The organism is Moorella glycerini (assembly GCF_009735625.1).
Taxonomy (GTDB): Bacteria; Bacillota; DSM-521; order Neomoorellales; family Neomoorellaceae; genus Neomoorella; species Neomoorella glycerini.
In genome coordinates, this window is the sequence record NZ_CP046244.1 from 93,499 (window position 1) to 116,576 (window position 23,078).

General features: G+C 56.3%; 21 protein-coding genes. 3 read left to right on the top strand and 18 right to left on the bottom strand.

The genetic code is table 11. The features are described from left to right. Nucleotides 1-61 precede the first annotated feature (61 nt). A complete protein-coding gene (locus MGLY_RS00495; RefSeq protein WP_156271254.1) occupies nt 62-820 on the bottom strand; it encodes a YebC/PmpR family DNA-binding transcriptional regulator in 759 nt (252 codons plus the stop codon). Nucleotides 821-1,124: 304 nt separating this feature from the next. Between MGLY_RS00495 and MGLY_RS18645 the strand changes: the two genes are divergently transcribed. Further along, nucleotides 1,125-1,823 (top strand): CAP domain-containing protein, encoded by a 699-nt coding sequence (locus MGLY_RS18645; protein WP_156271255.1) that lies wholly within the window; start codon nt 1,125-1,127, stop codon nt 1,821-1,823. A 133-nt stretch (nt 1,824-1,956) separates the two neighbouring features. Here MGLY_RS18645 and cysK read toward each other — a convergent pair whose 3' ends face one another. The 5 genes from cysK to tyrS form a co-directional block, all read right to left on the bottom strand. Beyond that, nucleotides 1,957-2,877, bottom strand: coding sequence for a cysteine synthase A (gene cysK, locus MGLY_RS00505; RefSeq protein ID WP_156271256.1), 921 nt, complete (start codon nt 2,875-2,877; stop codon nt 1,957-1,959). A 134-nt stretch (nt 2,878-3,011) separates the two neighbouring features. Next, nucleotides 3,012-3,203 carry a CooT family nickel-binding protein gene (locus MGLY_RS00510; RefSeq protein ID WP_156271257.1) on the bottom strand — a complete coding sequence of 64 codons (192 nt, stop codon included), beginning with the start codon at nt 3,201-3,203 and terminating at the stop codon, nt 3,012-3,014. Then, nucleotides 3,196-3,627 carry a DUF3842 family protein gene (locus MGLY_RS00515; protein ID WP_156276062.1) on the bottom strand — a complete coding sequence of 144 codons (432 nt, stop codon included), beginning with the start codon at nt 3,625-3,627 and terminating at the stop codon, nt 3,196-3,198. The genes MGLY_RS00510 and MGLY_RS00515 overlap by 8 nt, the downstream gene beginning before the upstream one ends. Before the next feature lie 170 nt (nt 3,628-3,797). Then, on the bottom strand, nt 3,798-4,463 hold the full coding sequence (yunB, locus tag MGLY_RS00520) for a sporulation protein YunB (protein WP_156271258.1): 666 nt from the start codon (nt 4,461-4,463) through the stop codon (nt 3,798-3,800). 58 nt (nt 4,464-4,521) lie between these two features. Then, complete coding sequence (gene tyrS, locus MGLY_RS00525) at nt 4,522-5,754, bottom strand: tyrosine--tRNA ligase (protein ID WP_156271259.1); 1,233 nt, start codon at nt 5,752-5,754, stop codon at nt 4,522-4,524. Between the two features lie 180 nt (nt 5,755-5,934). Between tyrS and MGLY_RS00530 the strand changes: the two genes are divergently transcribed. Beyond that, a complete protein-coding gene (locus MGLY_RS00530) occupies nt 5,935-8,661 on the top strand; it encodes a transglycosylase domain-containing protein (RefSeq protein WP_156271260.1) in 2,727 nt (908 codons plus the stop codon). Nucleotides 8,662-8,718: 57 nt separating this feature from the next. On the opposite strand, the gene MGLY_RS00535 is transcribed toward MGLY_RS00530, so the two are convergent. The 7 genes from MGLY_RS00535 to MGLY_RS00565 form a co-directional block, all read right to left on the bottom strand. Continuing rightward, entirely contained in the window at nt 8,719-11,106 is a 2,388-nt protein-coding gene (locus MGLY_RS00535; RefSeq protein WP_156271261.1) for an endonuclease MutS2, read from the bottom strand. 58 nt (nt 11,107-11,164) lie between these two features. Then, on the bottom strand, nt 11,165-11,635 hold the full coding sequence (locus tag MGLY_RS00540) for a type II toxin-antitoxin system VapC family toxin (RefSeq protein ID WP_170290855.1): 471 nt from the start codon (nt 11,633-11,635) through the stop codon (nt 11,165-11,167). After that, nucleotides 11,628-11,876, bottom strand: coding sequence for a type II toxin-antitoxin system CcdA family antitoxin (locus tag MGLY_RS00545; protein ID WP_054935444.1), 249 nt, complete (start codon nt 11,874-11,876; stop codon nt 11,628-11,630). The genes MGLY_RS00540 and MGLY_RS00545 overlap by 8 nt, the downstream gene beginning before the upstream one ends. Before the next feature lie 61 nt (nt 11,877-11,937). After that, the gene (locus MGLY_RS00550) at nt 11,938-14,523 is read right to left on the bottom strand and encodes a U32 family peptidase (protein ID WP_156271263.1); all 2,586 of its coding nucleotides are present in this window, start codon (nt 14,521-14,523) and stop codon (nt 11,938-11,940) included. Nucleotides 14,524-14,629: 106 nt separating this feature from the next. Continuing rightward, nucleotides 14,630-14,815 carry a hypothetical protein gene (locus tag MGLY_RS00555; protein WP_156271264.1) on the bottom strand — a complete coding sequence of 62 codons (186 nt, stop codon included), beginning with the start codon at nt 14,813-14,815 and terminating at the stop codon, nt 14,630-14,632. 333 nt (nt 14,816-15,148) lie between these two features. Beyond that, entirely contained in the window at nt 15,149-17,395 is a 2,247-nt protein-coding gene (locus MGLY_RS00560; RefSeq protein WP_156271265.1) for a sigma 54-interacting transcriptional regulator, read from the bottom strand. Nucleotides 17,396-17,598: 203 nt separating this feature from the next. Continuing rightward, complete coding sequence (locus tag MGLY_RS00565; protein WP_246187387.1) at nt 17,599-17,790, bottom strand: helix-turn-helix transcriptional regulator; 192 nt, start codon at nt 17,788-17,790, stop codon at nt 17,599-17,601. A 233-nt stretch (nt 17,791-18,023) separates the two neighbouring features. On the opposite strand from MGLY_RS00565, the gene MGLY_RS00570 reads away from it, so the two are divergent. Further along, complete coding sequence (locus MGLY_RS00570; RefSeq protein ID WP_156271266.1) at nt 18,024-18,497, top strand: helix-turn-helix domain-containing protein; 474 nt, start codon at nt 18,024-18,026, stop codon at nt 18,495-18,497. Between the two features lie 149 nt (nt 18,498-18,646). Here MGLY_RS00570 and MGLY_RS00575 read toward each other — a convergent pair whose 3' ends face one another. The 5 genes from MGLY_RS00575 to MGLY_RS00595 form a co-directional block, all read right to left on the bottom strand. Further along, nucleotides 18,647-19,252, bottom strand: coding sequence for an SGNH/GDSL hydrolase family protein (locus tag MGLY_RS00575; protein WP_170290856.1), 606 nt, complete (start codon nt 19,250-19,252; stop codon nt 18,647-18,649). A gap of 193 nt (nt 19,253-19,445) precedes the next feature. After that, nucleotides 19,446-20,519 (bottom strand): BMP family protein, encoded by a 1,074-nt coding sequence (locus tag MGLY_RS00580; protein WP_170290857.1) that lies wholly within the window; start codon nt 20,517-20,519, stop codon nt 19,446-19,448. A 117-nt stretch (nt 20,520-20,636) separates the two neighbouring features. Beyond that, nucleotides 20,637-20,864 carry a hypothetical protein gene (locus MGLY_RS00585; protein WP_156271268.1) on the bottom strand — a complete coding sequence of 76 codons (228 nt, stop codon included), beginning with the start codon at nt 20,862-20,864 and terminating at the stop codon, nt 20,637-20,639. Between the two features lie 186 nt (nt 20,865-21,050). Continuing rightward, the gene (locus MGLY_RS00590) at nt 21,051-22,397 is read right to left on the bottom strand and encodes a UbiD family decarboxylase (protein WP_170290858.1); all 1,347 of its coding nucleotides are present in this window, start codon (nt 22,395-22,397) and stop codon (nt 21,051-21,053) included. A gap of 56 nt (nt 22,398-22,453) precedes the next feature. Next, the gene (locus MGLY_RS00595) at nt 22,454-23,071 is read right to left on the bottom strand and encodes a flavodoxin family protein (protein WP_156271270.1); all 618 of its coding nucleotides are present in this window, start codon (nt 23,069-23,071) and stop codon (nt 22,454-22,456) included. Nucleotides 23,072-23,078 lie beyond the last annotated feature (7 nt).

Here is a 23,078-nt window from a genome sequence, read left to right on the forward strand (position 1 = left end):
CCTCATAACAGGAATTACCACACCTTCTAGCTTTGCCGGCGCGGCGGGGTTTTATACCAGGTTATAACTCCACTTGCTCCATAATGGCAGCAGGAATGTCGGCGTTGGTATAGACTGCCTGGACGTCATCGTGATCCTCCAGGCGGTCCACCAGGCGCATGATTTTAGCGGCCATTTCCGGGTCGTCAATGGTTACTGTCGTCTGGGGTACCATTTCTATTGCGGCGCTGGTGATGGCCGCCCCGGCTTCCTGCAGGGCTTTCTTTACCCTCTCCAGGTCCTCGGGAGCCGTCTTTATTTCCAGGGCTTCGGCATCACTATCATCAACATCTTCAGCCCCGGCCTCAATGGCCTGGAGGATTAATTCTTCCCTGGTTTCTCCCACCGGGACTTCTACGCTAATGACGCCCTTGGGGTTAAACATCCAGGCTACACAGCCGCTTTCCCCCAGGTTGCCGCCGTTGCGGGAAAAGATATACCGGATTTCGGAAGCCGTGCGGTTGCGGTTGTCAGTGGCAATATTAAGCAGCATGGCTACTCCACCGGGGCCATAGCCTTCATAAACCATTTCTTCATAGGCTGCGCCTTCAATCTCGCCGGTACCGCGCATAATGGCCCGCTGGATATTCTCATTGGGCATATTGACTTCCTTGGCCCGGGCGATGGCTGCCTTCAAACGCGGGTTACCTTCCGGGTCACCGCCTCCCTGCCGGGCGGCGATGATAATCTCCCGCCCTATTTTGGTAAAGAGGCGGCCCCGCTTTTCATCGGCCTTGGCCTTACGATGTTTTATATTGGCCCACTTGGAATGTCCGGACATTTTTACCCCCCTCTCACCTCTAACTGCCGTTAAAATTCTAGCATATAAGACCGCCGTTAAGCAATAAGCCTCATTGTCCCCTGCCGGAAATCACTGTAATATTTTACCTCGAAGATTGGAAGAATTTTATGTTAACTTTTTTGGCTCCTATATGGTAAAATACCATTAGTTACTTTAACGTCATGGCCACCAGAAACGCCGAATTTCTTTTACGAGCTAACCTCGCAGGCGTTGGAGGGGGGGTGGATTTTTTATTGGTCCGCCGGGCGTTAAAGTAATTAGGTTTGTAAAGGAGGGGTTAGTTTTGCGGTCTAAATGCAAAACCCTGGCCGCATCCCTGGCTGTATTATTAATTGTCACCACCCTGGCTATCGTACCGGTCACACCTGTTCAAGCTGCAACTTACTATGGTAACTATTATGCTTTCCATTTCTCACCGCAAAATTATTTATCCATCAGGTATTACCGCCCGCAACCGGCATCTCAACCCCAACCGGCCCCGGCACCCCAACCCCAGCCGGCACCGGCTCCAGTTCCCGAACCGCAGCCGGCACCCCAACCGGCACCAGCGCCCGCACCTCAACCTGCACCCCAGCCGGTAACCGGCAGCTACCAGTTAAGCCAGTTTGAGCAGAAGGTCGTTGACCTGGTCAATGCCGAGCGGGCTAAGGCCGGGCTGAAACCGTTAGCCGTAGATCTGCAGCTGGCAAAAGTAGCCCGCCTCAAGGCTGAGGACATGCGGGATAATAATTACTTCGGCCATGAATCGCCTACCTACGGTTCTTTCTTTACCATGTTACAGAAATTCGGTATTACTTACCGTACCGCCGGGGAAAACATTGCCGCCGGCTATCGCACTCCCGAAGCCGTGGTTGCGGCCTGGATGGGTAGCCCCGGCCACCGCAGCAATATCTTAAACCCCAGTTTTACGGCCATTGGCGTTGGTTATGCCCGCGGCGGTAGCTACGGCAACTACTGGGTGCAGGAATTCATCGGGAAGTAGAGAATCCTCCACATCATCGCCGCTTTCTCTCCGCTTTTGTACCTGATTTCACAATTAAGTATGACTTAATACGTAAAGGCCCCTTTTAACCTGGCCGGTGGGTTAAAAGGGGCTATTTAATCTGGCGATTAATCTACCCGACTTTAAAAAGTTCGGTACTGAGATAGCGCTCGCCGGTATCCGGGGCAATGGCCAGGACTTTTTTGCCGCTGCCCAGGCGCCGGGCCACCTGCAGGGCGGCATAAACGGCTGCGCCGGCAGAGATGCCTACCAGCAGGCCTTCCTCCCGGGCCAGGCGCCTGGCGGTGATGAGGGCGTCTTCGTTGGAGACGGTAATAATCTCATCGATTACCTCGCGCCGGAAGACCTGCGGGACAAATCCGGCCCCGATCCCCTGGATCTTATGGGGCCCCGGCTGGCCCCCGGAAAGGACGGGGGAAGCCGCCGGCTCCACGGCAATTATCTTTATCCCCGGAATTTCCTGCTTTAAAACCTCACCGGCACCGGTAATGGTGCCGCCGGTACCTACGCCCGCCACAAAGGCATCCAGATCTCTGCCCATTTGCTCTAAAATTTCCCGGGCCGTGGTACGGCGGTGTACGTCGGGGTTGGCCGGGTTTTCAAACTGCTGGGGCATGAAATAATCAGGGTTTTCCCGGACTAATTCCAGGGCCTTGTCTACGGCCCCCTTCATACCCAGGTGGCCCGGTGTCAGGATAAATTCGGCGCCATAGGCCGCCAGGAGCTTGCGGCGTTCAATGCTCATGGTTTCCGGCATCACCAGTATTAAACGGTAACCGCGGACCGCTGCTACCATGGCCAGGCCAATACCGGTATTGCCGCTGGTGGGTTCCACGATGGTGGCACCCGGTTTAAGTTTGCCCGCTGCTTCCGCAGCTTCAATCATGCTGAGGGCGATCCGGTCTTTAACGCTCGCCCCGGGATTAAAATATTCCAGCTTGGCATATACTGCCGCCCCATTCTCCGGCAGGCGGTTTAAGCGTACCACTGGAGTCCGGCCGATTAGCCGGGTTATGTCGGTGGCTACCTGCATGGTTACTTCCCCCTTAATGTATAGTATGCTTATCGGAATTAATTACATTTTAACTTCCAGTGCAAGCTGTGTCAAGTGAAAAGCCACTGCACCTCAGTATTATGCAGTGGCTTGGCTGGCATAAATGCCCGGATTTATATGGCCTCGAGGAAAATTTTATGATCGACCAGGGCCATTTCTTTGATGCGGGCGCGCAAGATTTTCTTTTTACCAAAGATGTCTTCCATCAGGATGCCATCTTCCCGGGGCAGGACCCGGTCCACATTTTCAAAGACCAGCTCCTCCTCCCCGTTCTCTTTCAATAGATAAGCATTGGCTTCACACATCTTTTCGCGTTCCTCCTTCGTAAAAGGCTTTGAGACGCCGGGCCAGGGCATCAATCAGGTGGGGTAAGGGTTCGGCTACAACACCGATTATTTCCACCCCGGCCTTATTTAGAGGCAGGAGAAATTTACGGGCCGGGCTGGCGGCAATGGCCGCCGCCATGGCCGGCGTCAGTTCCCCCAGCATGGCGTCGGCTATAAGGATGGCCACGGAACCGGTAATGGCGTCTACCCGGGGAGCGTTATAGATAATGGCCCTTTCCCCGGTGGCCCCTTCATTAGCCCCGGCCTTGAGCATGGCTACGGTGGCGGCAGCGTTAGTCCCCAGGGCCAGAATTTCTACCTCTGGCGGCAATTCTTCCCTGAGCCTGGCGGTAATATGCCTGCCGATGCCTCCCCCCTGCCCGTCTACTACTGCTATCCGCAGGTATAACCCACTCCTTGTTATGAAATGCAAAAAGGGCCACAGGGAACCTTGTCGACTCCAGTGTCGACTCCGACCTCCTCGTGGCCTTCCATCCAGCGCGGTCTCCACACCGCTTTATGATGATATATTCGCCCTCCAAAGCTCGATTCCTGCCTGGTGGACAAGAAAAATTAAAATTCTGGTGCCCGCAAAATACCTTTTATAAAGTCAGACCCCAGGGAAATATAGGTCTGGGGAACTGGCCCGACAATAATAGCCTCCGCCACCGGGATGGTAGAGGCAACCTTTACCTGTTCCCTGCTGAAGGGGGCAACTACCTGGACTTCGCTCTCTACCTGGAGGTAAATGCGGTGGCGCGTCTGGTTGATACCGGCGGCTTCAAAGGTGTCACCGACGTTGACGTTAACGGTGCCCAGGGGAATAAAACGTAGAGGCACCGGGGGTCCGTAGGCTGCCAGGAGTTTTAGCCCCAGCACTTGCCCCAGGGGTAAGTAATAGGTTTTGCCTTCCAGCCGGGCCAGGTGCTCCTGGATGGCCAGCTGGGCCTGGGCCTGGAGGCGGCTGATGCTCAAGGCGTCGGCCTGCATGAAAACTACCCGGCCATCGCTGCTGCCCGGTTGAATCAGGCTGTTATAATTTACCTGGCCAGTTATTTTATCCAGCACTGCCTGCTGCATGGCCTCGGTAGCTGCCCAGCGGGCCTGGGCCGCAGCTACCGTCTCCAGGGCCAGGTGCAGGCGCCATTCTAACAGGAAAAGCACCAGCAGGCCGGCTACTATTACCAGCGCCAGGGCTCCCCATGGCCGCCGTCCCGGTCGCCGCCACCGCCGCCGCAAGGCAAACCACCCCCATATAGAAGTATACTCCGGGGGCGGTTAAAATGTGAAATAACTTTTAGTGAGGGGCAACAGAAACCCGCAGCCGGGCAAATTTGCGTTTGCCGGCCTGGAGGACCGCCCCGTCTGGCACATCAATCTCGGCCTCGGGATCATGCAAGCGCTCGCCGTCGAGTTTTACTGCTCCCTGGCTGATGAGGCGCCGGGCTTCACTGGTACTGGGGGCCAGGCCTGCCTGGACCATCAGGCGTGGCAACCACATCCTGGCTTCACTAACAATTACCTCCGGCATTTCCTCCGGCAGGTCGCCCAGCTGGAAGACCTGGCGGAATTCCTTTTCCGCCTCCCGGGCAGCAGCCTCCCCGTGGTAGAGGCCGGTAATCTCCCGGGCCAGGCGCATCTTTACGTCCCGGGGATGCAGGCTACCATCGGCGAGGCCTTGTTTTATGGCCTCCAGTTCCTCCAGGGGCACGGCCGTCACCAGCTCGAAGTAAGTCAGCATAAGTTCATCAGGCAAGGACATGGTCTTGCCGTACATCTCCCTGGCCGGTTCGTTGATACCGATATAATTGCCCAGGCTTTTACTCATCTTCTGCACGCCGTCCAGCCCGGGCAGGATGGGCATCATCATGGCTACCTGGGGCTCCTGGCCGTACTCCCGCTGTAACTGGCGACCCATGAGGAGGTTGAACTTTTGGTCCGTTCCCCCAAGTTCGACATCCGCAGCCAGGGCTACGGAATCGTAGCCCTGCATCAGGGGGTAAAAGAATTCGTGGACGCTAATAGGCCGGTTCTCCTGGTAACGGCGGGCAAAATCGTCCCGTTCCAGCATCCGGGCCACGGTAATCTTGGCAGCCAGCTGGATAACATCGGCAAAGGTGAGCCTCGCCAGCCACCGGCTGTTAAAGGTAACCTCGGTCCGGCCCGGGTCCAGGATTTTAAAAATTTGCTCCTTGTAGGTTTCGGCATTGGCCATGACTTCAGCTTCCGAGAGCTGCCGCCTGGTTTCGGATTTACCGGTGGGGTCACCGATTCTCCCGGTAAAGTCGCCGATAATGATAATCACCTGGTGGCCCAGTTCCTGGAACTGGCGCAATTTCTGGAGTACTACCGTATGGCCCAGGTGGATGTCCGGGGCCGTTGGGTCCAGGCCCAGTTTAACCCGCAGGGGTTTCCCGGTGCTAAGGGACTTTTTTAGCTTGGCCTTTAAGTCTTCCTCCGGTACAATTTCGGCCACACCGCGGCGTAAGACTTTAAGCTGCCGCTCAACTTCCCGTTCCAACAAAATCATCCTCCGTAAATTGCTCTTTCCTGAGCCAGCTCAAGGCGGGATTGTAAAACAGGCGTCGATACAATTAGCGAACCTGTTTAAGTTTAGCATAAGCAGTGACTAAGCTTCAAGCTCTTATCATTCCCCTGGGGGTAAAGCTATGTTATAATAAAAAAGCCGTAAAGGAGGTCATCCGGAAAAATGGCACCCCCTAAAAAACGTAAACGCAGATTAAATGTCTTCCGTGCCCTGTTACTGGCCCTGCTGGTCCTGGCGGTGGTGCTGGTGGGCGCCGGCGCCGGTTTTGCCATCGGCGTCATCCGTACTATGCCTGACTGGCAGCCCGACAAGCTCCAGCTGGCCATGACTACATTTATATATGATAAAGACGGCCAGCTGGTGGAAGAATTGCACGGCGAACAAAACCGCATTGTTGTACCCCTGGAAAAGATACCTGAAGACCTGCAAAATGCCGTCATCGCTACCGAGGACGCCCGTTTTTATCAACACCATGGCGTTGATCTAAAAGCCATCCTGCGGGCCTTCTGGATCAATTTGCGGAGCGGCGGCATCCGCGAGGGCGGCAGCACCCTGACCCAGCAGCTGGCTAGAAATGCCTTTATTGAGAATCCTGAACGTACCTTAAAACGTAAAATTCAGGAAGCCTTAATGGCCATTGAACTGGAACGCACCTACACCAAAGAAGAAATCCTGGAAAATTACCTCAACATTGTTTACCTTGGACCCGGTACCTACGGGGTAGAAGCGGCGGCGCGGTTATACTTCGGTAAATCTGTGTCTGACCTGGATCTTGCCGAGTCTGCCATGCTGGCCGGCTTGATCCAGAGCCCGGCCAACTATGACCCCCGTTCTAAAGGCAATGAGGAAGCTGCCAAAAACCGCCAGGCGCAAGTGCTGAACAACATGGTCAAATACGGCTATATTACCCCTGAACAGGCAGAAAAGGCCAAGGCGGAAAAACTGGAATACCGTGAAGCCCCCAAAACAAAGGCCGAAAAATTTCCTTACTTTATCGACGCCGTTGTTGATGAAGCCGGCCGCCTGCTGGAAAGCCAGGGTATTGAATCCGCCGAGCTTTACCGGGGTGGCCTGAAAATCTATACTACCCTCGACCCCAAAATCCAGGCCGAAATGGAAAAAGTTTACCAGGATAAATCCAATTTTCCTCCCGGCAGTCCCGACCGCCTGATTGAAAGCGCCATGGTGGTCCTGGACCCCCGCACCGGTGAAGTACGGGGCCTGGTAGGCGGGCGGGATTATACCACCAGGCGGGGCTTCAACCGGGCCATCCAGGCCGAACGGCAGCCTGGTTCCACCATCAAGCCCCTGGTTGTCTATGCCCCGGCCCTGGAGAAGGGTTACCCTCCCGCTTTTGTCATCGATGATGTACCGGTTACCTTCCCCGGCACGCCCAAGCCCTTTACCCCGGCCAATTACGACGGCCGCTACCGGGGGCTCATCAGCATGCGGGAGGCCGTGCGCTGGTCCGTTAATATTCCAGCCGTTAAAATGCTCAATACCATCGGCGTAGATGCGGGCTATGAATTCGGCCGCCGGCTGGGCCTGCCCTTAAAGCCCGAGGACCGCAACCTGGCCCTGGCCCTGGGAGGCCTGACTACCGGCGTCTCCCCCCTGCAAATGGCTGCCGCCTACGGCGCCTTTGCCAACCAGGGGGTATACATTAACCCCCACCTCGTGACCAAGATTACCGATCGTAATGGCCGGGACTTAATTGTCAACAGGCCCCAGCGCCGGGACGTCATGAGCGAGCAGGTTGCCTACCTCATGACTGATATGCTGGAAACAGTCGTTACTGCCGGTACCGGTAAAAATGCCCAGATAGGCCGGCCGGCAGCAGGTAAAACGGGTACCACCTCCCTGCCTGATACCCCGGAATACAGGGGCCTTAAAGGGGAAAAGGACGCCTGGTTTGTCGGTTATACGCCCGAGCTGGTAGGAGCCGTCTGGATGGGCTATGACCAGACCGACGCCAAACACTACTTGAAGAGTGTTGCCGGTGGCGGCTACCCGGCTTTAATCTGGAAAAAAGTAATCGGCGCCGCTTTAAAGGATCAACCCGTCCAAGATTTCCCCCGCCCCGCCGGCATAATTTATGCCGATGTCGATGCCAAGTCGGGCCTCTTGCCCAGCGACCTGACGCCCAAGGAGTTTATCGTCAAGGAAATCTTTACCCAAAGCATGTTGCCCAAGAAAGTGTCTGATGTCTGGGTCCAGGTCCAGGTCTGCACCACCACCGGCCAGCTGGCTTCGCCCAATTGCCCGGATGTAACGACCGGGGTCTTTTTAAAGCGGCCTGACGGCTATAACGGCCCGGTGAAACCGGAGGACGCCTACCTGGAGGCGCCCACGGAAGTCTGTACTCTCCACGGCGGCGGAAGCGGTGACAGGCCAGGGCTGGTAAGCATCTGTACCGACCCCCGCCACGGCGCCGGGTTATTCCTGGCCAATATCCCGCGACCCGGGCAGGGTGGTGGCTGCCCGCCCCAGTACGTTAAGAAGGTCCAGTTACCCCCGGAAAAAGTGCCCACCCGGTACTGTGACCTGCCCGACCACCAGCTCACCAAAGATACCTCGGGACCGGGTAACCAGGGGGTCGGACCGCCGGCACCCAACCTTAAAGGGCGGCTGGAAGTCGGCCCCAATGTCAGCCAGCCCCGGGTGATCCTGGAATGGAACGTTCCCGGCGAGGGCGAGTTCCTCTTTTCCATTGAACGTGTCGGACCCGGCTCGAGCAGCAGGAGCCTGGCCATAGTGAAGGAAACGGCGTATACTGATGCCAGCGTGAAGCCCGGCGTTACCTACTACTACCGGGTCATCGCCCTGGATGAGAAAAATAAAGCGAGCACGCCGTCCAACGAGGTCACCATTGCCGTGCCTAAAAAATAAGGGCAACCCCGGGAAATTTTTAGCCCGGGGCTTTTTATTGGCTTCCTGCCTCATGCCTCATCTTCCAATATCCACTACCGTAACGCCGCTGCCGCCTTCGCCGGCCCCACCCAGGCGAAAGCCCTTGACCAGGGGGTGCTGCCGCAGGTAATCCTGCAAGGCTGCCCTTAAGGCACCGGTGCCCTTACCGTGGATTAAGCTCACCTGGTTCAATCCCGCCAGGACGGCATCATCCAGGTAGGCATCAACCCGGTGGCAGGCTTCTTCTACCGTCAGCCCCCGCAGGTCGATCTCCGGCCTGATATCGTCATTACCAGCCGCTTTTACCATCCAGCCAGGTTTAGTGTCTTCTTTTTTAGGACCATTTTTAGACCCGGCCCGGGCTACGTCTTCTAACAGCCGCAGTTCCTTTAAAGGAACGGTAACCTTCAAGGCGCCGACCTGGACCAGGACTTCCCCCTGGTCATTGGGGGGGCTCAAGACTTCCACTGCCTGTCCCCAGGCTAGAAGGTAAACCCTGTCCCCGGCCCGGAGATTTTCCGGCGGCCGGTTTGGGGCTGCCGGCCGGTATTGAGCAAGCCCTGCATCCACGGCATCTTCCAGTTCCTTTAATTGCCGGCGCGCCCGGGTTACTGCCTGCTGCTGGCCGCGTAAACTTTCTTCAGCCATGGCCTTTTCCAGGCGGGCCATGATTTCCCTGATCTCGGCCCGGGCCCGGCGTAAGAGCCCCCGGGCTTCCTCGCGTACCTTCTCCATTTCCCTGGCGGCCTGCTGCTGCCATGCCTCTTTAGCCCTCTCCAGCTCGGCCCTGGCCGCCTCCGCCTCCCGGCGCAAAATCTCGGCTTCCTCCCGTTCCCGGGCACTCACCCGCTTGTCTTCAGCCAGGCCGGCTATCAGGCGGCTGACCCGCTGGTTTTCTTCCCCGAGGAGGCTCCGGGCCCGGTCAATAATGGCGGGTGAAAGGCCTAAACGGGAGGCAATGACAAAGGCATTGCTCTCACCCGGGGTACCGATGATGAGATTGTAGGTGGGCTGGAGGGTGCGGCTGTCAAATTCCACAGCCGCGTTTTCCACCCGCGGGGTAGCATAGGCATAGGCTTTCAGTTCGCTGTAGTGGGTGGTGGCCACCGTCCTGGCCCCAGCGCCGGTGAGGTAATCCAGGATGGCCATGGCCAGGGCCGCCCCTTCTGTAGGGTCAGTACCGGCCCCCAGTTCATCCAGGAGGACCAGGCTGCCCGGTGTTACCTCTTTTAAAATAGCGACAATCTGAGCCATGTGGGCCGAAAAAGTACTTAATGATTGCTCAATGCTCTGCTCGTCGCCGATATCGGCATAGACGGCGGCCGTAGGGTCAACCTCCGTGCCTGCGGCTGCCGGCAGGTGCAGGCCACACTGGGCCATGAGGGTAAATAAGCCCACGGTCTTTAACGTTACCGTCTTGCCACCGGTATTGGGACCGGTAATGACCAGGGTATCAAAATCTTCGCCCAGGGTGAGGCTGACGGGCACCACCCTTCCTTTAAGCAAAGGATGCCGGCCACGGTAGATGTGCCAGCGTCCCTCATTATTCAACCGCGGCTCCACGGCCGCCATCTCCTGGCTCAAGCGTCCCTTGGCCAGGGTAAAATCCAGTTCGCCCAGGGCAGCCAGGGTAATTTCCAGCGTCTCCTGCTCCCGGCCGATGAGATTGCTTAAATGTCGCAGGATGGCCTCTATTTCCCTGGCTTCAGCAGCTTGAAGGCGGCGAAGTTCATTATTTAGCTCTACCAGGGCCATGGGCTCGATAAATAGCGTCGCCCCGCTGGCCGACTGGTCGTGAATCAACCCCGGTACCTGGTGGCGGTACTCCTGCTTGACCGGGAGGACATAACGATCATTGCGGATGGTATACAGGTTATCCTGGAGGTATTTCTGCATTTCCGCTGAACGGAGGTAGCCATCCAGGCGTTCTTTTATCCTCTCCTGGGTCTTGCGTACCTGCTGCCGTAAAGCTAAAAGCCGCGGCGTCGCCTGGTCTACAACCTCACCGTCGGCACCAATGGCCTGGCCGATGGCCTTTTCCAGGTGGCGGAAATCGCCGATCCTGGTGGCCATCTCCCGCAACACCGGCCAGTTGCCTTCCAGGCCCAGGAGGAACTGCCGCAATCTCCTACCCCCGGCCAGGGTGGCGGCCACCCGCAGTAACTCCTGCCCCTCCAGGAGCCCGCCCACGGCCGCCCGGGCCACCTCCACCCGGATATCATGGATATTGCTCAAAGGGATATCGGGGTAACGCCGCAACACCTGCTCCGCCTCGCTGGTAGCCTGGAGGCGCCGGCGGGCCACCTCCAGGTCCCGGGCCGGCTGCAGGGAGCGGGCCAGCTCCGCTCCCAGGGGTGAGAGGCATTTCTCCTCCAGCCGCTGCAGGATTATATCCAGTTCTAATTTGCTATAAATCTTGTTCAATGTATTGCCTCCATTTTACTCCGGCCCATCCCCTGGAAAAACAAAGTCCCTGATCTGGTTAACTGCCAGACCGGGAACTTGTTTTATCGCCAATGCCCCTTTCTAACTCTGCTAGTTTATCTTGCAGGTCCCAAACTTCCAGGCCGGTGATAATTGTAAAATGTTTGGGGTTGGTTGTTAAAAGCGGTACCTGGAGTTGCAAGGCCGTGACGGCAATTACCGCATCAGCCAGGCTGGCAGTAAATCCCTGAGCCCGCAGTCCCCGCGCCAGCAATCCGGCCCTGGTGGCCAGTTGCTCGTCAAGAGGAATTACCTTGACGCCTGTAAAAAAATGGCGTGTTGGCTCTATTTCCCGTTCCTTCGCTCCCTGCCAGATCTCGGTAACACTCACCGCCGCAACAGCCATCTGGCCTTCATCAACTAAAGAATTAAAAAGTTCCATCATGCCTGTTATATTACGAAGATGGGCAATGATTGGCCCTGTATCCAGCAAGCAGACGAATTTGCCCTTGGATACATCTTCAATCAATATTCTTCCACCCACCCCTGGTCTCTTCCACATATTTCGTAATATCGGTGATAGTTTGTAGTTCCGGGTGGTCTTCTTGCCGCCAGGACCCGACACTTTTCTTAAAGCCCCTACGGGCGCGATCCCGCGCTACATACTCTTGCATCCCGGCAGTAATATAAGCACTGAGGTTTGAAGTCAAATGTTTCAATTCTTTTACTAGATCCTCCGGCATGGTAATGGATATTTTAACGGTTTTCATGCCCCCCACCTCCCCATCCTATAATACTACATAATAATCATACTTGCAAGTAATACCAGATCTAAACCACTCCCCGGAAATAATGACCGCGGGTAATGCCGGCAGGAGCCAGGGCTTCCGCTTCCCCGGCCAGTGCCGCCAGGATCTCCCCTGCGTCCCCGTTCTCCAGGGCGGCCAGGGCCTCGCGATACAGGCCCGTCACCCGCCGGATATAGCCGGGCGCCTTTTCCCGTGCTTCGATCCGCACCCAGTCAAGACCCAGGGCGGCAATCTCCTCCAGGTGGTCGATGAGGCTCATTTCCCTGGCATTATATAAATAAAAACGGCACTGCCGGTCGGTAGTGACAGGGAATACCAGGCCCAGGCGGTCTTTTAAACCGTAACGTCCCCGCCGGCAGGGAGCAGTGCAGGCCCGGCCCGGCCTTTTGCCCCCCAGGCGCGCCCCCAGGACGCAGTGAGCCGAAACCATAAGGGGTAAAGCCCCGTGGACAATGGCTTCCACCGGCAAAGGGGGGTCCAGTTCCCGCAGTTGTTCCAGGTTCATTTCCGTGGAAAGGGTTACCCCTGCAAGCCCTGCTACGGCTAAGGCTTTGAGAGACCAGGTATTGAAGGCATTGAGGGGATAGTCGCCCCACCCCCCCAGGCCGTACTCCTTTAAGATTTGCAGGCCGCCAAGGCCGGCAATGAGGAAAAGGCTTGCTCCGGTAGCCGCCAGCCTTTCAAGTTGCCGGGCCACGGCTGCAGCTTCAGTCTCATGCCAGATCCGCGGCAGGGCCGGGATGACTGCCGCCCCCTTTTCTCCCGCTGCGGCCATTAGCTCCTGCAGGGCAGCAGGGTCCGGGGGTTCCCGGTCCTGCCAGGTTTCACCGGCGAGATAAACCCGCCCGGCCCCGGCCGCCAGGGCGGCCCGGGCTCCTTCCAGGTCGCCCACGGCCACCGCCAGGCGCGGCACCCCTCGTAAGTCCTGCCTGCCGGGACCGGCTGTACCTTCGTTCCAGGGGCCGCGCCCCTTGCCTGTCTCTAACCCGGCCCCTGGCCTCCCCCGCCCCTGCCGGGGTAGGAGCTGTTCCAGGCCTTCCTCAAATTCTGCTGCCGGCGGCACCCGTTGCGGAAAGATTGCCAGGCGTACTTGACGTAACTTTTCTATAGCTTCCCGGCGGGCGCGGTTTAACTCGCTTAAGGGCACCATCACCGGCCCTGCCAGGCTGGTAATGAGTTCTGCCAGCCGGTAGGGGGTATTGCCCAGGCGGCCCAGGTGCTCTGCCAGTACAGCTTCATCCAGGGGGTGCCGTTCCGCCGCCGCGGCGGCTATAGCAGTCCGGGCCTGGACCCGGTGCCCCTGGGGATCGATAACCTCCAGCTTTAAAGGTTCTCCCGGCCGGGCCGCAACCTTCATGGCCAGGGGCAGGCGTCTCTCTTCCCGGGGTGAGGTATAGGTGCGCCGGACTTCCTTCAGGAGTTCCACATCGCTGGTCTTAAAAATGCGGTCCCCGGGCCTGGTTGACGGGGGCAGTTCCAGGGCTACCGTAGTCCCTGCCGGGGCGAAGGTTACCTCCCTTCCTCCCTGCCAGATATGGCGCACCACCAGTCCTTGATGGCCGCCCCGGCTCACCCAGACTTCCAGGCCGTCCCCCTGGCGGAGGGGGGCTTCCAGGTGGACCAGAAAGCGCTCCCCCTGGCGGCGGGCGGCCCGGCCCAGGTAAAGGCCGCGATTGCTGGGCCGGCCATAGCTCATCAGCTCAACCCCCGGGTCCCTTTCCAGGTAGCCCGGGGTAAAGTCGCGGTTGAAGATCTGGGCCACCGCCCGCTCCTCTTCCGGCAATACCTGGAAACCTCCCGGGTCGGCCAGGTAACGGTCAATGACCCGGCGGTAGGCCCTGGTAACTACGGCCACATACTCGGGACGCCGCATCCGCCCTTCAATCTTAAAAGCTTTCACACCGGCAGCTATTAACTGCGGTACCCGGTCCAGGGTATAGAGGTCACGGGTGCTTAACAGGTGTTCCGGTTTCAACTCCAGCGGCCTTCCCCTCTCATCGACCAGGGTATAGGCCAGGCGGCAGGGCTGGGCGCAACGGCCGCGGTTACCGCTGCGGCCTCCTACCATGCTGCTAAGCAAACACTGGCCGGAATAAGAAAAGCAGAGGGCGCCGTGGACAAAGGCTTCCAGTTCAATATCCACCTGGCGGCTGATGGCCCTGATATCGGCCAGGGATAACTCCCTGCCCAGGACGACGCGCCGGAAACCCTGCTCCTGCAAAAACTTAGCCCCAGCGGCGCTGGTTACCGTCATCTGGGTGCTGCCGATGAGGGGCAGTTCAGGGAGGAGCCTCCTGGCGAGGACCGCCAGTCCCAGATCCTGGACAATGATGCCGTCCACCCGGGCTTTACCCAGGAAATAGAGGTACTCCAGGGCTTCCGCCAGTTCCCTGTCGGCCAGGAGAATATTAACGGTCACGTAAACGCGGGTGCCGCGCTCATGGGCGTAGTCAATGGCCGCCAGGATTTCTTGCCGGGAAAAATTTTCCGCTCCCTCCCGGGCATTGAATTGCTTCCCGCCCAGGTAAACAGCGTCAGCGCCATTACCTACTGCTGCCTTTAAGGCCTCCGGGCTACCGGCCGGGGCCATGAGTTCCACCCTTGCCATTGTACCACCTCAAGGCATATTATACCGCCAGGAAAGGCAATAAAAAACGCCGGCAGCGAATATTTTACCGCTCCCGGCGTAAAATTGCCGTCTGCAGTTAACCATCTTAGTTTTGGTCCACCCGGCACAGGGCTTTATCATGGGGCGAATAATCAGCCCCCATATACCAGTCCCAGTTGGACCGCAGGCAGTTATAACGTTCATCCAGGCGGGCATAGGCTTCATTTAACTCGGCAACTGTAAGGGTAGGCAGTGCCTGTTTGTATTCTACCTTGGCTAAAACCTGGGCCATCGTCAACGCCTCCCTTGGAAAATTCCTTTTGCTAGAGTTATTTTACCATACTTTTTTAACAGTTGCGTCATTCTTCGCCTACAAGGTCGTTTCCCCCTCCCCAGTGGTTAAAAATCCCCCCTGAACGGTTTTTTGTACTTCCCTTCACTATCTTTAAAGATGCAAATCCCGTGCCAGGCCATAAAAAAACGGCCTTCGCGCCTTGAGAGGCCTTGCGAAAGTCGTCTTTTTTACAAACCTGGAATCCGGTGTAATAATACAATTATTTGTATCCCTAGACCCTGATAGCCTAAAAAATACGGCTTTATGCCTATCCATATTTTTGTATCATGTTCAATTTTTTGTATTAGCTATTTTATTCGTGGGCCGCAGGTTATAGCGTTTGATCATTTCATTAAGGGTGCTGCGCTTCAGGCCCAGGATTTCTGCAGCCCGGGCCTGGACCCACTGGCTTTCTTCCAGGGCCTGCACGATCAGGCTGGTTTCATAGGCCGTCACCGCTTCTTTGAAGCTCATCCCCCTGGTATAGGCCCAGCCCGAAGTACCTGTTGCCAGATTACGGAACTGGCGCGGCAGGTCGCCGAGTTCGATTTTTTTCCCTTCGGTTAAAATTACCGCCCGCTCAATGACATTTTCCAGTTCCCGCACGTTGCCTGGCCATTCGGCCCGGACCAGGGCGTCCATGGCCTCGCTGGTAAAGCCGGTAACCTCTTTGCCCAGGCGCCGGCTGATTTTTTCCAGGAAATGGCGGGCAAGCAAGGGAATATCGTCCCGCCGTTCGCGCAGGGGCGGCAGCCAGATGCTGATAACATTGAGGCGGTAGAAGAGTTCAGGCCGGAAGGAACCTTCCCTGACGGCCTTCTCCAGGTCGCGGTTGGTGGCCGCCAGGACGCGGACATCCACCCGGGTGGGCCTCGTTTCTCCTACCCGCAAAAATTCCCCTTCCTGGAGGACCCGTAAAAGTTTACTCTGCAGTCCCAGGCTGATATCGCCGATTTCATCCAGGAAAATGGTTCCCTCATGGGCTTCTTCAAAGAGCCCCTTTTTGGCCGTCACCGCCCCGGTAAAGGCGCCCCGGGCATGGCCGAAAAGCTCGCTTTCCAGCAAAGTTTCCGGCAGGGCGGCACAATTGATGCTAATGAAGGGCGCCTCACTGCGGCGGCTGTGGTAGTGGATGGCCCGGGCCACCAGCTCCTTACCGGTACCGCTTTCCCCCCGGATGAGGACAGTAGCATCAGTTTTGGCCACCTTTTCAATCAGGCGATAGACTTCCTGCATGGCGACGCTATTACCCACCAGCTGGCCAAACTGGCCCTGGAAGACCTTGAGTTCCTGGCGCAGGTGCAGGTTGCTTTTTTCCAGCTGGGCAATGAGATAGGGCAGGCACATGCGGTTTTCGGCCAGGCCGTGGTAGACGGCAATAGCCTTCTCCCGGCAGGAAGGATAGCCACAGGCACCACAGTTAAGCTCGTCTTCCGGCGTCAGCTTGCCCAGCTCCGCCAGGATACCCCGGATGTCGGCCTCGCTGGGGCGGGGGAAGAAGATGGTTTTATCATGGAATTCCCGGCGTAAGTTTATACCTTCCAGGTTCATGGGTTTGGGTTTAGCCTGTTCCAATCCCTGGCGGGTAAATTCGGCTACAATTTTACGCCGGCGGAAGGAGGAAAATTTATTTTCCTGCATAGGGCCGTTGATACAGCCCTTGCAAAAGAGCATATCGACCATCTGGGGGACCATTTTACCCTCGTTAACGGCCTTCAAAAATTCCAGGCAGTCCTCCCGGCCTTCCACCACCAGGACCTGGTTGGCCAGGATATCGGCATCAATCCCGGCACTCCTGAGCAGGCCGCCGCCTACAGGGTACAACCGGCCCAGGTAGGCCGGTTCACTGTCAAAGTCGAGGTTGCCGCAAGAAGAGACGTCGATTTGCCGCGCCGCCAGCATTTCCTTAAGTTCAGGAAAGGTAAGGACGGCGTCGATGGCCCCGGCCACCTCTTCCTCGCGGGCCTCACTTTTTTTGGCCACGCAGGGACCGATGAAGACCAGGCGGTTGTCGGGTCCCAGCTTTGTTTTAAGATAACGGCCCAGGGCGATCATGGGTGATACTACCGGCACCAGCTGGGGTAAAAGGCGGGGATAATACTTGCTTACCAGGTTTACTACTGCCGGGCAGGGGGTACTGATGAGTCCCTGGCGTTCCCCGGCTTCCTGGAGGTAGCGGCGGTATTCCAGGGTGACCAGGTGGGCGCCAAAGGCCACTTCATGGACTTCGGCAAAGCCCATTTGCTTCAAGGCCGCCACCACCTGGCCCGGCCAGGCCGGGTGAAATTCGGCCACAAAGGAAGGAGCCAGGCAGGCAATGGTCCGACCGGAGGCCAGCAATTGCTCCACTTTGGCAATTTCCTGTTCCACTAGCTTGGCCTGCTGGGCACAGACCTGGACACAGTGGCCGCAGGCTATACACAGTTCGGGGACCACCCGGGCCTGGCCCTCAACTACTTTAATCGCTTTGACCGGGCAGTTACGGATGCAGGCGTAACACATCCGGCATTTACCTGTGATGGTTTTCACTATTTCCATGACATACCACCCTTAACCGCACCATTTTTCTTTATCTATTATACAATACATATCGCCGGATGGCGAGACGGATTTTTGAATTAGCGCCGATGATATTTAATATAGCTTGGCAAAAGAAAAGCTACCTTAAATTAAGAAAGGTAGCTTTAAAATAAGGAGGTTACACTGGGTGTACGCCATTGACTAAACAGGTAGGGTTATCACTATTCGTGATTATTATTGCTAAAAAACAACTCATCTACCGTCAGGCCGAAAAAATCGGCCAGTTTTTTCATGGTGTCCTTCCTGGGGTAACGCTGGCCCCTTTCAATCATGGCATAGGCGCTCTGGGTTATCCCTACAGCTATCGCCACCTTCTTCTGGGTGAGGCCGCGCTCCCGGCGTAACTGGTACATTTTTTCATTTCGCATAGAGATCACCATATATGGTTAGGAAAAACTCCTGTTAGTAATAATTTAATCACGTTTTGCAATTTATGTCAAGGGATCACGGGTTAATTTATCACAATTAGTGATATAATATTGTTTGCTATCACAAAGAGTGTTAAATTGGCAGTAGTTAGCTGACTTCCGGCAACGATGTTATCGCTGCCCAATCTTATAGCTTATAAGTCAACTGGGGGTCTATCATGAAATCCCTTGGCGAAAGATTAGCAGCTTTACGGAAAGAAAAAGCCTTAACCCAGGCTGAAATGGCCCGCCGGCTCAATATGGGCCAGAGTACCATTGCCATGTATGAAAGGAATAAGCGTTCCCCCGATGCCGAAACTCTGCAGAAGCTGGCGGATTTTTTTAAGGTATCCGTCGATTTTCTCCTGGGACGGGTTGATTCTCCCCATCCAGTAGTCTATGAACCCCAGGATGAAAAGCAGCGCAAAACAACCTTGCTTCTCCAGGAACCCGGGGTCAGGACTTTTCTTGCCGATCCCCTGTTTGAAGATTTATTTAAACGCCTCTCTGAACTGACACCCCAGGAGAAGGCCAAACTGGCCCGGTATTGGAGCCAGGCCTTGAAGGATATAGAAAAAGAAAGGCTAAGGCTACGACAGTCCGGTGGCCGGGACCTGCCGGCAGGTCAAAATAATGATAGAGAGCATCCTTAACGTTGCACCGCCCCCTACCCAGAGAAAATTCACCTTGAGGCGATCGACGCTTTCCTTTCCATGATGACCAGCCTGGCCCAAGTATAAAGCGCCCTCCAGAAACCTTCCTCTGGAGGGCTACATCTATTTTCGGCGGAGCACCGGTCCGTTCAGCCTTGCTGCTTTAACTGCCGGAACAAATCAACGGCCACCCCGGCCATGACCCGGTAACCCTGGCGGCCGGGGTGGGCGTCGTCAACAAAAAATTCCCTTTTACCCCACCCCGTTGCCGGCTCCAGGAGGGGGGTATAAAAGTCCAGCAACTTTAATCCCTGGGACAAGACCAGGTCCCGGCAGGCCTCGCGGTAACCCTCAAGAAGCCCGGCCATCTTCTCCAGGAAAGGGAGGGGGATATCTGAACCCGTCTGGCAGAGGGGCGGTGGCAGGGCCATTACCGGCTGGATGCCCGCCCGGAGGGCCTTATCCACCATGGCCCGGAGATTGTTGCTTACTTCCGTAACGGCAAATCCCGCCCAGGCGTCATTGGTTCCTCCCATAATAGTTACTACCCGGGGCTTGAGCCGGACAACATCCTGGTCGAAACGGGCCAGCATTTCACCTGTCGTTTCGCCGCTTATACCCTGGTTTACCACCACCAGGCCGGTTTCCCTGGCCGCCAGCTCCAGCCAGGAAGCCTCCGGGCCAAAGGGATAGCCCCAGGTCAGGCTGTTGCCCATGCCTACGAGATCAACCGCGGTCATGGTTATAACAATCACACCCTCAGCCCCAACTAATGAGGTTTTTATAGAATGCTACCCTTTGTTTTTTGTAGCCCATACTTTATTTCTTTTTTAATCACAGTATAGCAGCAGGCTCCTCATTGAGCAAGACCAAAACCCAGAATGAAAGTTTTATGGGTATGTAAACTAAAGGAGGCAGGGTTTTCCCTGCCTCGCTATAACCTTAAGGCTATCTCTTTTCTATCGTGACTTTGCCCGTCTTGGTATCTAAATCAACCTTAACCTTGCCATTTTTAATATCTTCGGGAACCTGTTTGATCTTCTTAACAATATCCGCCGGTAGCTTCTGCTCAAAGTCATAGAGGGGAGCCAGGTAAACGGCGCCTTCCTTCACGCCTACCATATAAACGGCGGGCTGGTACTTGCCTTCCATTACAGTCTTCGCCAGGTAGATCATGGCTTTACCGATGTTCTGGACGCCACTGGTGACAACGGTATCCGGTGCGACGCTGTGCTGGTCGAAACTGCTGCCAATAGCATAAACCTTTTTCTCTTTCGCTGCCTGGATAGCCCCCAGGCCGGCCTGGTTGGCATTGCCTAAAACAACATCCGCTCCTTGATTGATCATACTGAGAGCAACTTCTTTCATTTTGCCTACGTCACTGAAGCTGCCAATAAAGGTACTTAAAACTTCGACATTCGGATCGATATATTTGGCCCCCTGCTTGAATCCCTCTATCCCCAGTTTAATTGGGGTTGTCTCTTCACCGCCAATGGCCGCCACTTTTTTGCTTTTCGTTAGAATAGCTGCCGCAGCGCCCTCCAGGAAACCCATTTCGGCGCTGTTAACTGAGAAAGAGGAGATATTTTTATCGCTAAAATACCCATTGGTGACAATAAAGATGGTTTTGGGAAATTGGGGCGCAACCTTTTTGGCAGTATCAACAAATTCAAAGCCGTGGGCGAAGATAAGGTTGTATCCCTGGGTAGCGTACCCCCTTAAAACTTCTTCCTGATCGGATTTGCTGACGTTTTCCGAATAGGCCGTTTGTATACCCAATTCTTTTTCTACCGCTTTGACGCCGTTATAACCGGCGGCATTCCAGCCATTGTCATTAATCGGCCCATTGAGGACCAGGGCTACTTTAAAATCCCCGGGCTTGCCCCCCGCTCCCGCCGGAGAACTCTGGCCACCGCTACCGGCCTGCTTGGAGTTGCCGCCGCAACCGCTAAAAACAAGGGCCGTAGCAAGGAGCAAAACCAGTAAACCTGCCAGAAGCAAAGACCTCGACTTAACCTTCACTATTCAGGACCTCCCCGTGTTCCTGGCCGCACAGCCGGCGGGCCAGGTAAATATAGACGTTGGTCACCCTCACAAAATCATCAAGGCTGATAGGGTAGCGCCGTTTTGGCCCGTAAATTACAGCTGGTATACCCGCTTCATTAAAAGCATTACTTCACGCCACATGCTGGAATAGGGTGGGTCGGCCAGTTCCAGGGGCGTACCGGTAACCTCCCTGTGGGCCGCCTCCAGGGCCTTCACAACCGGCATGACCCCTTCACTTTCATAGCCGCGGCGGTAAAGAAATAATTCCACCTCACCCCGGGCACCAATTGAGTCAATCAGTTCCTTGAGTTCTTCCTGCACCTCCCCTGGTTTTTGTTTGGGATTCAGGCGGGGCTGAAGCCCACCTTCCAGGCTTTAATCCCCTGCTCCTGAAACCATCGGTACACATATTCACCGGCCTCCCCTTCCCGGCCATAGGGGCTGGGGATATTGCCGAGCTGCAGCAGCAGGTCCAGTTATTCCTGGCGGTTTACCGTCGGCATCTACTCACCTCTTCAGGCCGGGCAGGATTTTATCCAGATCCACCCGGGGGTAGCGGACGCGCTTGTAGTCGTCTCTGAGGTTCAGGGCCAGGGTGGCGTCAATGGCGAACTTGGTATGGGTACCGTCGGGGCCGGTGGTGGGGTCGTTCTCCATGCCCTGGGCATAGGGAACGGTAAAGATATCCCTCTGGGCGTCGACGCGGGTGGCGATGGCCCAGAGGATATCGCTCGGCTGGTAGATGTCAACGTCAGTGTCGACGACCACGGCCACCTTGATATTGACGTGGGTCATCAAAGCCGCCAGGGCGATATTCTTGGGCTCGCCCTCGTTCTTTTTATCGATGGCAATGACCGCCATAAAGCCGCCGCTATAGGGGGTAAGATGGACGGCCCGCACATTGGGCGAGGCGTGTCTGGTCATATTTTGGAGCATTATTTCTCGCGATAGGACATTGCCCAGGTAAATATGTTCAAAGGAACCCGGCACGATGGTCCGGAATATGGGATTATGGCGGTAACTTAAAGCCGTAACTTCAAAAACAGGATTCTGGTATACTTCACCAAAATGGCCCGTAAACTCGGCCAGGGGCCCCTCGGTCTCCCGCTGGTGAGGCGGGACAAAACCTTCTATGATGATCTCTGCTCCGGCGGGCGCGAATAAATCTACCGTAGTACACCTGCTGACAGGTAAAGGCTGGCCATTAATTGCCCCCGCCAGTTTGGCCTCATCTTCTTCAATGCGAAAGCCCGCAGCGATTTCCACAGCCGGGTCAACGCCGATGGCCACGGCCACGGGCAGGGGCTCGTCGCGTTTTTCCATTTCCTGATAAAACCAGGCAATATGGCGCCAGGCGTTCATCATGATGCCAAACTTCCGGGGTCCTTTCAGCTGCAGGCGATTGTAGGAGTAGTTCTGCCTGCCGGTCACCGGGTCTTTGCTAATCATTATTCCCGCGGTCACGTAAGGCCCGGCATCCCTCTCGTTATGCCAGGGAATCGGCAGTTGCTCTTCCAGGTTGATCTCCTCGCCCATGAAGACGTGCTGTTGCCAGGGTGGATTGTCCACCACCACCGGGTCAATGAGGTTAGCCAGGGCCTGCTCCAGTTTCCGGCTGATCCCGGCCGGTTCCGTATCCAGAGCCAGGGCTATACGTTCCACATTCCCCAGCAGGCCGCCCACAATGGGAATTCCCGAGGGGTGGGCAACGTTCTTGAACAAACCTACGGGCCGGTTTTGCTGCAGCATGGTGTCCAGGATACTGGCCAGCTCGAAGTTGAGCTGGACCTCTCTGTCAACGGCGACCAGTTGACCGGCAGCCTGTAGCTTTTGCAGGTACTCCCTGAACTCCAATATTTCTCCTCCTCCTCAAAATGCTTTTGGTGGGGATATGTCCCTGTATCCAGGGACTAAACGCCGGCCGCTACTTTACCGGCCTGCAGGAGCAGGGCCACTTCGGCCACCCGGCGCGCCAGGCCGCGGACGGTTTCCATGCCAATGGCATCCTCGCCGACCCCTTCTATCCTGTCCCGGGACCAGACCTTGCCGCCGGCATAACCGCCAATTTCCCCGCCCACCACTACCAGCCCCCGGGTCAAGAGATAATTGATAATTATATTCACCGTAACCTCCTGGCCACCGTTGCGGGTACCCCCCACGGCAATGGCACCGCCGGCCTTATTGCGCAGTGCCCCGGGGAAGACGTGATGAATGGGGCGCAGGCGACTGAAAAAGGCGGCCAGCTGGGGCGTGGGCCCCATAACGTAAACCGGTGAAGCCACCAGGAAGGCATCGGCGGCTATAAAGGTATCAAATAGCTCCTGCATATCGTCCTTGACGTGGCAGCGGGTCTTATGGCTTTTGCAGTAATTACAGCCGGTACAGGGCTGGATCCTCTTGCCCCGCAGGGTTATAAGTTCACTTTCTATTCCCGGTAAAGTCGCCGCTTCCCGCAACGCCTCCTGCAGGACATACTCCGTCGCCCCTTTGCGCGGGCTGCCGCAGAGACCCAGAAGTTTAAGGACCAAAGCTATC

Excerpts from the sequence above, each read along its gene's own strand:
- MGLY_RS00495 (WP_156271254.1), bottom strand. The coding sequence starts at position 820 with ATGTCCGGACATTCCAAGTGGGCCAATATAAAACATCGTAAGGCCAAG.
- cysK (WP_156271256.1), bottom strand. The coding sequence starts at position 2,877 with ATGCAGGTAGCCACCGACATAACCCGGCTAATCGGCCGGACTCCAGTG.
- MGLY_RS00510 (WP_156271257.1), bottom strand. The coding sequence starts at position 3,203 with ATGTGTGAAGCCAATGCTTATCTATTGAAAGAGAACGGGGAGGAGGAG.
- tyrS (WP_156271259.1), bottom strand. The coding sequence starts at position 5,754 with ATGATTTTGTTGGAACGGGAAGTTGAGCGGCAGCTTAAAGTCTTACGC.
- MGLY_RS00530 (WP_156271260.1), top strand. The coding sequence starts at position 5,935 with ATGGCACCCCCTAAAAAACGTAAACGCAGATTAAATGTCTTCCGTGCC.
- MGLY_RS00545 (WP_054935444.1), bottom strand. The coding sequence starts at position 11,876 with ATGAAAACCGTTAAAATATCCATTACCATGCCGGAGGATCTAGTAAAA.
- MGLY_RS00550 (WP_156271263.1), bottom strand. The coding sequence starts at position 14,523 with ATGGCAAGGGTGGAACTCATGGCCCCGGCCGGTAGCCCGGAGGCCTTA.
- MGLY_RS00555 (WP_156271264.1), bottom strand. The coding sequence starts at position 14,815 with ATGGCCCAGGTTTTAGCCAAGGTAGAATACAAACAGGCACTGCCTACC.
- MGLY_RS00560 (WP_156271265.1), bottom strand. The coding sequence starts at position 17,395 with ATGGAAATAGTGAAAACCATCACAGGTAAATGCCGGATGTGTTACGCC.
- MGLY_RS00565 (WP_246187387.1), bottom strand. The coding sequence starts at position 17,790 with ATGTACCAGTTACGCCGGGAGCGCGGCCTCACCCAGAAGAAGGTGGCG.
- MGLY_RS00570 (WP_156271266.1), top strand. The coding sequence starts at position 18,024 with ATGAAATCCCTTGGCGAAAGATTAGCAGCTTTACGGAAAGAAAAAGCC.